Annotated in this window: 12 protein-coding genes; 1 reads left to right on the top strand and 11 read right to left on the bottom strand. The window is 42.5% G+C overall.

Annotated elements, in window-relative coordinates:
* Positions 1-295: 295 nt before the first annotated feature.
* From NSQ62_RS07555 to NSQ62_RS07545, 3 genes are all read right to left on the bottom strand, one after another.
* On the bottom strand, positions 296-2,179 hold the full coding sequence (locus NSQ62_RS07555; protein ID WP_341323318.1) for an N-acetylmuramoyl-L-alanine amidase: 1,884 nt from the start codon (positions 2,177-2,179) through the stop codon (positions 296-298).
* Between the two features lie 233 nt (positions 2,180-2,412).
* Complete coding sequence (locus NSQ62_RS07550; RefSeq protein ID WP_341323317.1) at positions 2,413-3,315, bottom strand: stalk domain-containing protein; 903 nt, start codon at positions 3,313-3,315, stop codon at positions 2,413-2,415.
* A gap of 66 nt (positions 3,316-3,381) precedes the next feature.
* The gene (locus NSQ62_RS07545; RefSeq protein ID WP_341323316.1) at positions 3,382-4,107 is read right to left on the bottom strand and encodes an N-acetylmuramoyl-L-alanine amidase; all 726 of its coding nucleotides are present in this window, start codon (positions 4,105-4,107) and stop codon (positions 3,382-3,384) included.
* 118 nt (positions 4,108-4,225) lie between these two features.
* Between NSQ62_RS07545 and NSQ62_RS07540 the strand changes: the two genes are divergently transcribed.
* Positions 4,226-5,137: an EamA family transporter gene (locus tag NSQ62_RS07540; protein ID WP_341323315.1), complete on the top strand. Its 912-nt coding sequence runs from the start codon at positions 4,226-4,228 to the stop codon at positions 5,135-5,137.
* A gap of 152 nt (positions 5,138-5,289) precedes the next feature.
* Here NSQ62_RS07540 and NSQ62_RS07535 read toward each other — a convergent pair whose 3' ends face one another.
* The 8 genes from NSQ62_RS07535 to NSQ62_RS07500 form a co-directional block, all read right to left on the bottom strand.
* Positions 5,290-6,465, bottom strand: coding sequence for a toxic anion resistance protein (locus tag NSQ62_RS07535; RefSeq protein ID WP_341323904.1), 1,176 nt, complete (start codon positions 6,463-6,465; stop codon positions 5,290-5,292).
* A complete protein-coding gene (locus tag NSQ62_RS07530; protein ID WP_341323314.1) occupies positions 6,443-7,273 on the bottom strand; it encodes a hypothetical protein in 831 nt (276 codons plus the stop codon). Before NSQ62_RS07530 ends, NSQ62_RS07535 begins: the two co-directional genes overlap by 23 nt.
* Complete coding sequence (locus NSQ62_RS07525; RefSeq protein ID WP_341323313.1) at positions 7,270-8,379, bottom strand: cysteine protease StiP family protein; 1,110 nt, start codon at positions 8,377-8,379, stop codon at positions 7,270-7,272. Before NSQ62_RS07525 ends, NSQ62_RS07530 begins: the two co-directional genes overlap by 4 nt.
* Entirely contained in the window at positions 8,363-9,712 is a 1,350-nt protein-coding gene (locus NSQ62_RS07520; RefSeq protein WP_341323312.1) for a phosphoribosyltransferase family protein, read from the bottom strand. Before NSQ62_RS07520 ends, NSQ62_RS07525 begins: the two co-directional genes overlap by 17 nt.
* The gene (locus tag NSQ62_RS07515; RefSeq protein ID WP_341323311.1) at positions 9,709-10,806 is read right to left on the bottom strand and encodes an HpcH/HpaI aldolase/citrate lyase family protein; all 1,098 of its coding nucleotides are present in this window, start codon (positions 10,804-10,806) and stop codon (positions 9,709-9,711) included. The genes NSQ62_RS07520 and NSQ62_RS07515 overlap by 4 nt, the downstream gene beginning before the upstream one ends.
* 90 nt (positions 10,807-10,896) lie before the next feature.
* Positions 10,897-11,472, bottom strand: a complete 576-nt coding sequence (locus NSQ62_RS07510) for a TerD family protein (RefSeq protein ID WP_341323310.1) — start codon at positions 11,470-11,472, stop codon at positions 10,897-10,899.
* A gap of 77 nt (positions 11,473-11,549) precedes the next feature.
* Entirely contained in the window at positions 11,550-12,125 is a 576-nt protein-coding gene (locus NSQ62_RS07505) for a TerD family protein (RefSeq protein WP_341323309.1), read from the bottom strand.
* Between the two features lie 25 nt (positions 12,126-12,150).
* Positions 12,151-12,777, bottom strand: a complete 627-nt coding sequence (locus NSQ62_RS07500; protein WP_341323308.1) for a TerD family protein — start codon at positions 12,775-12,777, stop codon at positions 12,151-12,153.
* Positions 12,778-12,780 lie beyond the last annotated feature (3 nt).

The following is a 12,780-nucleotide window of genomic DNA, read 5'->3' as shown; positions in this document are numbered from 1 at the left end:
GTAACCCTTATTTCATGCAAATAATTGATGGATACCCGGCGCCTCGCGAATGCGCAAGCGGCAGCATTTTGCGCTCTTCACTTTATTTACGAGAGTAAAATAGTGGATGGGTGGGCATCGCAAACGGCAATAAAGGCAGTGATAAAGACACGTATCACGTGGCTTTAGCGCTGTCTTGCCGTAGCCCACCATCAATTAAGTAAAATTTTATTAGAAAAGCATCTACAACTCATGATGATAAACCAAAATCCTAACAAAAAAACGAGCACCCGCTGCTAAGCAAGTACTCGTTCGTTTAATTTCCGTAGTAATCGATAATGCCTTGATAAATCGAATCGGCAAAAATCTCTACGTATTTGTCGTTAATTAATTTTGCGCGGTCATCAGAATTTGATAGGAAGCCTAGCTCGACTAACACCGATGGAATCATCATGTTTTTGATAACATAATAATCTGCTTGCTTCACACCGCGGTTTTTCATATCCGCATTGTTAACAATCTCGTTGTTAATGTATGTCGCTAGTTTCTTATCTTCCTCGTGCTGATCACCCGTTGACACACTGTAGAATGTCTCAGTACCTTTTGCACTTGTAGCTGTCGCCGCATTTACATGGACACTTACGTACATTTCACCGTAATTGTCATTTGTAAATTTAACACGCTCTGGTAACGTAGGGTACGTATCACCCGTACGCGTCATTACCACTTTTGCACCAGCCTTTTCAAGCTTTTGCTTCACTAGGTTAGACACCTTTAAAACGATAGCTTTTTCCGAATGACCTGTATTCACAGCACCTGGATCTTTCCCACCGTGGCCTGGATCAAGCACGATAATACGTCCTTTTACAGCACTACCTGATGTGTTCATAAGCTTAATGTACGATTTATGTACATAGCCCGTCACCCCATCAGCCGTTACTTTCGCCCAGTAGCCTGTAATCGAGTGCACCGAAATCACTTTGCCTTTTGCTAACGTCTTTAACGATTTTGAGCTAGATGATGCCGATTCACGCATATTTAAGCCGCCAATCGTCACTTTTCCGACCGTATTCGTTACGATCACATCATCCCCGTGATCTGGTTCTGGTTGTGGCTCCGGCTTTTCAACTGCCACATCCGTTGTCGCGGATTTCACAATGTAGCCTGGGATCCCATTTACTGTTGTTAAATAATAGCCGCTTTCTTCTTTATAAACAGAAAGCACTGTGCCATTAGAAACTTGTGTAATTTTTTTCGATGAAGATGTTGGTTTGTAATATAAATTAATGATGTCGTTCGCCGTTACCGTTTTTTTCACAGCACCTAAAGAACTTCCATCCTGAACTAAAAATTTCGCATACGCTTTACTAATATAGGCATACTGGCCTTTGTACGAAACCTTTAACCAGCTACCTTCAATTTCGTAAACCGATAATTTACCACCTGTATTTACCGAGCCAAGAACCGCACTTGATGTAGATGGTGCTGTACGAACGTTTAAACCATCCGTTGTGACTGATACTAACCCCATTACCTGTGCTGTATCGACCTTTTCTGGAACGTTCGGTAATGGTAAGCGGAAGTCATCACTTTTCGCACGAGCGATAAATGAAGCGAACTGCGCACGTGTTACCGCATTTTTCGGCAAATACTTGCCATCACTACCATTAGTTATACCATTATAATAGATTGCCTTAATAAAAGAAGCATATGTACTCGTTGCACTGACGTCCGGGAACATCATGTCTAAACCCTTATACTTACTTGCATCTAAATTAAACGCCTTTGCTAAAACGTGACTCATTTCCTCACGCGTAAGTGGTTCGTTTGGTAAGAACTTGTTTGATGTTGTAGTAAACAACCCAAGCTCTTTCGCGCGCTCTACATAGGTAGAGATTTCTGTACCGACTGCTACGTCTGAGTAAGACGATTTACTAACCTTCAGAGGACCTTTGCCGGCAGCGATAACCGCCATTTTGGCAGCATGTCCACGCGTCACATGAGTTTTTGGCTTATAATAGGTCTTGCCCTTTTCCTCATAGCCTCGAATCGCTCCAAGGTCAATTAAATATTGAATTTCATCATACGTGTCATCGGTTGTCGCAACATCTACAAACACAACTCTAGCTGACGCTTGTGAAACAGCTAGTGTACAAACGAGAAATACTGCAACAACCAATGTAATCAATTTTTGATTCATTGTTTTCTAGTTCCTTTCTTAAGCTGTCTGTTATTAATTGTATAGAACTAATCATGAAATTTATATAGGAAAAAGGGGTCGAAACATCAAATTTTTGTTACATCTACGTTACAAAACGATTACATTCGACGGATTTTAGGTTTTAAAATACTTTTACGTGGAAAATAATTTAGTTGGCTAAAAAAATCCACTACGTCAATTCGTAGTGGATTCGGTTCGTTATGCTAGAACAATTATTTTAAAAGCTCTAACGCGAAGCTATACTCAACATACGTTTTATATTGCTCCAGTAATTGTGGCGCCACTTCGAATTGACGTAAGGCTCTGTTATGGCCGTACTTTGTCTCTCCGCGCGTAATCGTATACGATAATGCACCTTTTGAGATAATCGCGCCATTTTTAGTTGCTGCGACATTGAAGCCTAATCCTTCCGCAACTTTACGTAGTGGAACCATTTTTTGACCATCTAGTTCTTTAAAGTCATCCCCGATAATTTTCGCGATTTCTGAGTCCATGTCTGGTGCTGGTTCCGCATAGAAGTCTTCTAATGTCGGGAACACTACGATTTTTGTTGGTGCTGTTTGTGGTGGTAAGCTTCTCGTTGTTGGGCCGTAAAATACGATAGCGCTATGGTTTTTCAGTTCACTTGCTGCCACCTTTTCACCTTTAGCATTTACAATCACGGTCTTATCGCTTACATTCAGCTTTAATTCGCCGTCAACGCTTAAATGATCTGCATCAAATTGATCTACCTTCACAAAGCCTGCTTCTTCCGTTTGTACAATGACTACAGGTGGTGTGTAGCGCGGTGGGTAAATCATAATCATCGGCTGATTGGCATAAACAGAAAGCGAAATTGTATCGCCCACTTTGATGTCTACCTCTTTACCTGTATTATCAAATACCAACGTTTTTTCATCTACATAAAAATGGAACAGATTGTCTTCGTGATCGACAACAAATAACTTGCCCTCTCCGAAGTTTTCAACTGCTGTTACTTTTCCTGTTTGCTGTACAAAAGCGGATTGTTTCATCGTTTCTTGCACTCCTTCAGTTGCTGGCTGTTCTGCATACGCTGCCACAGACCCTAGTAGTAATGCGGATAGCGCGATTGGTGCGATTTTTTTCATTGACATAAAATTCATCCCTTTCCAGTTGTTCATAGCATTAGTCGCATGACAAATAAAAAGGTTACAGCTTATTTAAATTTTTTGAAATTGTAATGTCGTGAGCGCTAAATAATCGATAAAAGTCAGTTCCCCACGTTCAAATTTCCCAAGCCATACTTGCTGAAATGCACCGTCCTTAATACCTTGCTCCAGCTGGGCTCGTACACTAGCTTTATCGTTAAAAATGGCTTGTACTTTTTCATTTAATGCGGGACTTGAAATCGCAGCTGGTTTTCCAAAATAACTTTCCAATGTCATTGCAATGGTTTCAATAATTTCCTCTTTATTTTTTGCATAGTTTGCCACATCCGTTTTCGAATTAACAAAACAAACTTCGATTATGATCGCCGGCTTTACCGTACCATTTAACAGCGCTAAATTCGTACGATGTTTAGCGCCTCGGTCTTTAAAGCCTCCTGCTGTTGCAATTGCTGCACTCATGTTCGCCGCAAAGCCTTCCATCTTCGAGTTTACATACAATACCTCAGTCCCAATGCCCGCCTCACGCGTGTCCCCACTTGCGTTAAAATGAATACTCACATCGAGCTCGCGCTGGGTTTTATTATGCGCAGTGACCAAATAGCGTAAATTTTGCGCCTGATTTTTCGAGCTCCCATCGATAATGAATTGAGCCTTCACCGGGCTTGTTCGAAAGCGAGCTTGCAAGGCGCTTACAACAGCGACTATCTCACTTCCTTCATCCATAAAACCTACTGCACCCGTGCCCTTCCCAAAATGCCCTGCACTAATCGTTAACATACCATCCCTCCTACACGTATTTACTTACTATATAACCAATTCCCATCAAAAAAGGGACGTGGCTTTTCGTATAAAGATTCGTTACAATGATATTACTATACATAAATTGAGGGATCCTATGAAAAATAAACGAATGATTGGCTTTATGCTCGTTGTGTCGGGCTGTTTCTTTTGGGGCATCGGCGGAACCGTCGCCCAGCAGCTATTCGCACAGGGCATCGAAGTAAGCTGGCTTGTATCAACACGTCTACTCATCGCGGGGACATTACTACTACTAACTCAAGCCGTATTTAAGGACCGCACACAAATCCTTGCTATTTGGCGTGAAAAATACAGTGCAACGCGCCTTGTGATTTTCGCACTTGTTGGCATGCTGGCGGTGCAATATACATATATGGCGTCGATTAAAGAAGGAAACGCCGCTGTGGCAACCTTGTTGCAATATTTAGCACCGGTCATGATTATTATGTGGGTAGTACTGCGCGGACAAGCCAAGTTCACAAAAAAAGATGCCGTCACCATTGTACTGGCACTTGGCGGGAGTTTCTTATTATTAACGAATGGCTCCCTTTCCGCACTTGCGGTTCCACTACCAGCAATTATTTGGGGGCTTTTATCTGGGGTAACGCTCGCATTTTACACGCTGTATGCGATTCCACTATTAATGCGCTTTGACTCACTTGTCGTTGTTGGCTGGGCCATGGTCATCGCGGGCGTTGCGATGAGCTTTGTGAAAGCACCGTGGGACGTTGATTTATCAACATTCACGGCAACGACTTACATCTATTTAGTCATCGTCATTATTTTTGGGACAATGCTTGCCTTTTGGTTTTACATCGAAAGTTTGCAAACCTTAACGGCAAAAGAAACGAGCTTACTTGGTAATATCGAGCCGTTAACCGCTGTACTCGCAACCGTTTTGTGGCTACAAGAACCATTCGGCACATTCCAGTGGTTCGGGACGTCGCTCATTTTAATCATGATGATTTATATTGCGCTCAAGGCTGAGAAAAAGCAGAATTTGTCCTAGAAGTATTTCTGGGACAAATCCTTACTCCGAAATGGTAAGAATTTATTCTGACTTAAGCGGTTGATTACTACACTAAAAAAGGAGAGACACCATTTAGCGTCTCTCCAAGTCCATTTTTTTGCACAATGATTATTGGCTTCTTACGTATAAAATTACATCGACTTCAATTTTTCATACTGAAGCTGTAACTGCTCGATACGTCCACGGCCCTCTTCACGGTCACGAACTGTTTGCGCTTGAATTTGCTTCGTTTCCTCAATCCCTGCCATAATTGTCTGCCATGTCTGCTCGATTGTTTCGATTTTGATGCTTGGATTGCCGGCTTGACGCGCAATATCGACCGAATTTTGGCGGACATTTTCTGCATTACGCACAAGCATTTCATTCGTACGTTTATCAAGCTCTGCCATCGAATCCGATACCAACTTTTGACGTTGAATGGTTACTGCATGGATTAAACCTTGCTTGAAAATCGGAATCGTTGTTACGAATGCCGAGTTAATTTTACCAATCAGATGGTTGTTCCCTTGTTGCATAAGGCGGATTTGTGGTGCAGATTGGAATGATACTTGCTGCGCCATTTCTAAATCATAGCCGCGCTGCTGTAGTAATTCAATCGCACGCTTTGTTGATTCAAGCTCCATAATCGCCATTTGGTTGCCTTGCTCGGCCTGTACGCTTAATGTTGGGACTTTCGCGTTTAGTTCTTCTACTTTAATGTCAATCGCAGCGACATGCTCACTTAGCTGCTTAAAGTAATCTAAATTTTCATCATACATTTGCTCAAGCTGCACGGTGTTGCGTTTCATTTCGATTTCGTACTTTTGAATTTCTGTATAAATTTGGTCAACTTCTTTATTCATCGTGTCATACTTCGATAAAATCGTTTCGAGCTGTACTTTACCCTTTGTAAATAAACGCTTTAAAAAGCCACCTTTTGGCTGCTCTTCGGCAAAGTCTTTCGGGTCAAAACGATTCATGACTTTGTTTAAATTCATGATCAGCTTCGTTGATTTTTCGAGATCACTTTGCTTAATCGTTGCCAGCATACGGTCTGAAAACGTCGAGATGCCCTTTGCCGTTTCCTTCCCGAATTCTAAAATTGCAATTTGATTTTTCGGGTCAATGCGCTGCGCAAGCGTCTGCACTTGTGGCTCCTGCTTTAACGCGTCTTGGCGCTTACGAATTTGTGACAGCTCCTGTTGTGAAACGAGCGGTTGCACTTGTTCAACTGGGACCATTTGTTGCTGTGGCTCTGGTTGCGGTTGAACTTGTGGTTGTGGTTCTACTTTTTTATCTAAATCATCAAATAATGGATTTGTCATGATCTTCACCTTTTTCATTTTTATTTTTTATCGTCGTTATAATTTTACGCAATATATATTCCGAAAAATTCGAGCTTTCTTTTGGTGTAATCGGAAAACCGTGCAATAACGAATCCTTTGCAAGCTCACCGTGCTGGGGAATAAATCTCGTATCAGCTAGAGCTAGCATCGGTAAATCGAGTGCTGCATCACCTGCTGCAACATGCCAATTATACATAGATTGCTGTTTAATATAGTCGACAGCGAGGCCCTTTGTTAAAAATTGCGGCAACACATACAGCTTTTTGCCCTGTAAATTACACGTCCAGCCGTAGCGTTGTAACTGAGACTGAAACCTCGTAAGCTCCTGATGTTCCAGCTTTTCTCCATCCACTTTCAACACATAAAATAAGTTATCCATTTCAAGTACTTCAAGCACAAATGGCGCAGTAAAATCGCCTTTAAACTGCCCTGGCAACTGCTCATATAGCAGTGGCAACGCAGCCATTTGACGCATCATACGCTCCTGCCATACCTCATCCACGATACCTTCTCGTAAAATAATACCACCATTTGCAACAATGGCAAGCTTTGGTTGAAGCGCGCCTTGAAACAAGGTCAACCGTTTATATTGCTTGAGGGAACGCGTTGTAACTGGTACAAAATCAAGCATGTTATGTAGCTCCGACAGCTGCGTATACGTCACCTTACTCATATAGGAAATCGTGCGGCCACTGAGCTGTTCGATGCCCTCATACGCGACATCTTGCAGCTTCGTACGCGTAGAAAAAATAAGCGTCCGATCTAAATCTGATGTAAATAATACCTTCATCGCGTCAAATCCTTAATTAACCCACAGCACGCATAAGGCATCTGTTCATAGCTTTCTACCGCTACGCCGCGCTTTTTTGCTAGTAATAGAATATGCGCCAAATTTTGTGTTGCATGTGGATTCACCAATATCTTCCACGGGACACGGCGCAGTAATACACGCGTCGTTTCGCCAACTCCTGGCTTAATGTGGTTAATAGTTTGTATATCAAATTGCTGTTGTATTTCCTTAATCGTGTCTAAGCCCTGCCAGCTCGGAATGACTAAAACTGGCGTCGTTTTCATTGCCAGCTTAGCTTCTTGAATAAGGTCGTCTGAATAATGCGCGACAATGGCCTCAATATAAGAAGTTGATACGTCAAACGGTTCTAATTCACGGTAATATTTTGCTCCGTGAAAATCACCCGTTTCAAGAAATGCGTCATTCAACACCGTACGGCTCACCAAACCCGATACCGTTGAATTTAAGCACGCCGATGGAATTAAAAAATCCTCCTGTGTGCCGTAAAAATGTGCACAATGCCCAGGATCAGCAAGTACCGCTAAATACGCATCGAGCTTAATATCCTCGTTCTGATTCCAAGTGGTAATCGATTGATCTAGCTCCTTCGTAATCGCACCTTTGCCCGTCCAGCCATCGACGAATTGCACCTTCGCATGGGGATGATGCTGTAAAATGTAGCGAAGCGCCGTTTCATCGATCCCACGGCCGCGAATGATCGACACAGAATAGTGTGGCACATTCACACCGTAAAAGGTATGGAAGTAACGCTTCAGTAATACTCCAACTGGCGTCCCCGCGCGCGCTAAACTAACAAGTACAAGATCATTGACACCGCGGTAAGCCGCCATTTTCTCTGCGACAATCGCTACACAGGAGGCCACTTTTTTGGCATGCTGCGCTAAAATTTGATTGTACAACGCCATATAGTCCTCATCTGGCTGAAACTCAATTGGCAGCATTTCCGAGTAATGCCGTTTCCCAGACTGAATGCTCACTTCTCGTTCCTCTGTGGCTAGCTCAAGGTTAACATGGCTTAAATCACGTAATAAAAATGTGACATCATCTGGCGCATAACTTCCTAACGCATCAGGTTGAAATTGCATCCGCAACACCTCCTAAAGTGACAACATGAATCGTTTGCGCAAAGCCTTGAAGCTTTGCAGCTAATTGTTCGGCTGCTTCGCGGTCCAGTATTCGTTCAAAAATGATAAAAATATCCGCATAGGTACTTGCTGGAATGTTGTATAAAAAGTTCGTCACACCAGGAAATTCTGCACTTGGAAACGTCAATTTATTGTAAATAAGGGACTGTTCATGTGCATAAATCGGGCTACGTGTCGTCGCATGAGAGTATACCTCATCTCCCATATGCGCGGCGATTGACATTGGCACATACATAAACTCCCCCGTTCCAAGTACTAAACAAGGTCCATTCGAGCGCTTCTTTTGTAACGCTTCCGCCATTTGTACGACATTGCCGTCAAGTTGCTGCTGTCGATCAACGTTCAGTGCAAAACGACCGCTGTCACGGTAATAATTCGCGTACGTAATGTGATGTCCTTCACTATAGCTCGGCTCTTTTATCAACGCATCTTGTAACAACGCTTCAAAGCCGTAATCCTTCATGGCGAACGTTGTTTCCGTATCACTTGGCACAGTTTCTGTAAAAAGCTCCCCGGTTTCTTCTATTTGAAATGCACCCGTAAAGAGCGACACACACTTGATCGTAATGCCAAGTTCATCCGCCATTTTCTGCATCGCTTCACGGGCAGCATCCGTTCGAAAATCTAAAATCGTCACGAGTGTAAAGCTCGTTAAATGCGGGTACGTTTCATGCATTTGACGAATAATATTGCCATTCGTCTTACCCGTTGTCATTTCATCATCGACAAGCACGACCTCTGCTTGACGCAGGAAGATGCTTTCATCTGCATAGACCCGATGACTTGAAGCATGCGAGTGCTCCTCTTCAAAGCAAATAACCGGTGCAACCTCCACTAAATGCTCGCGCGTTGTATGCACAAACTGCACATCCCCCGCAAACTTTTCAAAAAAGCCATGCCCTAGTGCTGTCGCTGTTTCGGCAAAGCCAATAATTGTTAATGGGGTTGGTGGAATTAGCTTTTGTGCACGTGATGCCGACATTACTTCCTGAAGCTTCTGCTTGGTTTGAATCGCTGTACTCACTTGCTCGGCAAATGCATCATCCTGTGTAAAACGTTGTGCCATAAAACGATAGCTAAGCAGATGACTTGTTAAGAGCGGAATCGCTGGGTCTACCGCTAAATGCTTGCCAAGTATTTTACTTACAAATAAAAATCGACGTTTTTTATTAATACGGAGTGCCATATCAAAGAGCTGCTGTTGCTCGAAGTTGTACGGGTTTTCAACAGTTGTTACGTTCGCTTCATATGTATGTAAGACGCTATAGTTCATACGCCCACCTGCTTTGTAAACAACTGTTCGTAGCTAACGCCTGGTTTAAGTACACCATACGCCTGCGCACGTAGCAACATCCGTTTCGCCCAGACAAAATGCGGTTTCATTTCATTCATTTTATTACCGTAGCTGCTTTTTTCAACGCCAATTTCTCCGTGAGACTGCTCGATAATATGTGCTGCATCACTATATTCCTCATGTGACACGACATACTTTGCCTGTACAACTTCGATATGTGAAGGGTGAATAACCGTTTTTCCAATGAGGCCGTTTAATGTATCAAACGTGATTTCACGTAAAAGTCCTGCCACGGCATCATCCGTGCCAAAAAACTCCCACACCGAACCCGATAATACAAATGGTGATTCGTCACGTAAAAAGACGTTCATAATATCCGCTAAACAATCCTGTACCGTCGCTAAATCATAAACCGTATGTTGAATCGAACGACGTATACCAAGTGCCCCACAAAAATCTGTCGAGCCGATGCGCACATTTAACACAATCGCTTCAAATTGCTCGAGCAATGTGCGAATGGCTAATAACTCAGCTAACCGACTTTCCTTATTTAAAATCGCCTGCGACTCCAAAATGGGCATCGCATAAAGTGTGTAGCCAAGTTCGTTTTGCTTTTTGATTTGCTCTAAATAATGCGCGCCATCTTTTGTGCTAAACTTCGGTAACACATACCCCGTTAACATCTGCTGATACGGGCCAAGTTGTTCTATCATTTTTTCGAGCTGCTGTGGACTGCGAACACGTACAAATAGTAGTGGCATCGCGTCAATATGTAATTGCTCACTTGCCCGCGCTGACGCTAAATCACTTAACATATGCAGTAAATTTTCTTCTCCCTCCACGACCTGTAAATCGCCGAGTGCGTCTTCTAAATCTAAAACAATGGTTGTACATGCTGGGTATTTATGCGCGATGATTTCCTGGGAAATCATCTTTCTTGTTGCCGGCATATATAGCGCTGCACCAATACAATAGCGTAGAATACTTTTATCTGTAGTTTTATTGAATTCCATAGGTACTTGATAAAAACATTCGCTTTTTCCATCATGAACAAGTTGTTCAAAAAAGCGCATTGCCGTTCCTCCCATTTCGAGTATTCAAAAAGGGGCGACAGTAAATGTCCCCCCTTTTAAATTTACTCTACTATTAATTAATTTACTTTATTAGCTTAAGCCGTATGCATTTACAAGTGCCGCTAAGCCGCCTTGGTAGCCCGAACCAACTGCGTTGAACTTCCATTCTCCGCCGCTTTTATATAGTTCACAGAACACAACCGCTGTTTCGATCGAGAAATCCTCGCCTAAATCATAGCGTAAAATTTCTGTCCCTGAATCTTCATCCACCAAACGAACAAATGCATTCGTTACTTGGCCAAAGTTTTGGCGTCTGCTTTCGGCATCATGAATCGTCACGGTAATCGCGATTCGCTCAACATCTGTCGGCACTTTGTCTAAATGCACTTTAATTTGCTCGTCGTCCCCATCGCCGTCACCTGTTCGGTTATCGCCTGTGTGTTCAACTGAGCCTTCTGGACTTTTCAAGTTATTGTAAAAAATGAAGTCCGTATCTTGACGCGCTTTTCCTTGTGCATTTAATAAAAATGCTGAAGCGTCTAAGTCAAAATCTGTACCGCCATCAAATGTTTTTACATCCCAACCTAAGCCGACTACGATATTTTTTAATGCCGGGTTACCTTTCGTTAAATCAATACGCTGACCTTTGCTTAATTGAATTGCCATCCAAAATGCCCCCTAATGTAAAATTCGTCTCGTCTAATTCGAGTCCAGATTTGTTCGAGTTCCTTAAAAAGCTACAATCAGCCTACTTGTAAGCCAAAATCGCTACATAATGCAGCTAAGCCGCCTTGGTAGCCTGAACCGATTGCTGCGAATTTCCACTCGCCACCGTGACGGTATAATTCCCCAACAACTAAAGCTGTTTCAATTGAGAAGTCTTCGCCTAAGTCATAGCGAATTAATTCTCCTGCTTCATTGAATACACGGATGAAGGCATTTGATACCATACCGAAGTTTTGGCCACGTGCTTCTGCATCGTGAATTGTTACAGTGAAGGTAATTTTTTCGATGTTTGCTGGTACATTCGTTAAATCGATGTTTGTTACTTCATCGTCACCTGCGCCATCACCTGTTAAGTTGTCACCAGTGTGTACAACCGAACCGTTTGCGCCTGTAGTGTTGTTGTAGAATACGAAGCCTTCTGGACCTGCTACTTTACCTGATGCTTCTAATAAGAATACTGATGAATCTAAATCGAAGTCGTTGCCGCCGTCGTATTTATTAGTATCCCAGCCTAAACCTACACTTACCTTTGATAAACCTGGATTTGATTTTGTTAAATCTACCTTTTGACCTTTTGCTAATGAAACTACCATGAATAAAACACTCCTTCAAATAATATTATTGATAACTTGCGATAACTTCTTTTAACGATCCGGCTTGCGTACCAGTACCAGTTGCCGCAAACTTCCATTCGTTTTCATGACGATAAATTTCGCCGGTAATTAACGTTGTTTGGTTTGCATAATTGTCTGTTAAATTATACTTTAAAAGCTCTTGATTATTCGAGCCATTTACAATACGAATAAATGCATTTTGAATCATACCAAAGTGCTGGTTACGTCCTTTTGCATCGTAAATATTTACAACGAATACAAGACGGTTATATTCAGCTGGAATTGAGTTTAACTCGATCACTACTTGCTCATCATCACCGTCACCCGCGCCAGTTAAGTTGTCACCAGAGTGCGCAACAGCTCCGTTTGCACTTTTTAAGTTACCGAAGTAAATGACATCGGTATTCGCTGTGATTTTATCATTTTTAAGCATTAGTACTGAAGCGTCACAATCGACTTCACGAGCAGCTGAACCACCGCCACCGCCAAATAGACCTTTAAGGAAGCCACCGCCTCCACCACTTGCTGCTTGTTTCACTGGATCCCAGCCAAGCCCTACATAAATTTTGTTTAATCCTGCGTTACCTTTTGTTAAATCGACACGTTGACCTTTTTGTAAATTAATTGACATTTT

Source organism: Solibacillus sp. FSL H8-0523, from assembly GCF_038051985.1.
GTDB lineage: Bacteria > Bacillota > Bacilli > Bacillales_A > Planococcaceae > Solibacillus.
This window is presented reverse-complemented; position numbering and strand designations above follow the sequence as displayed.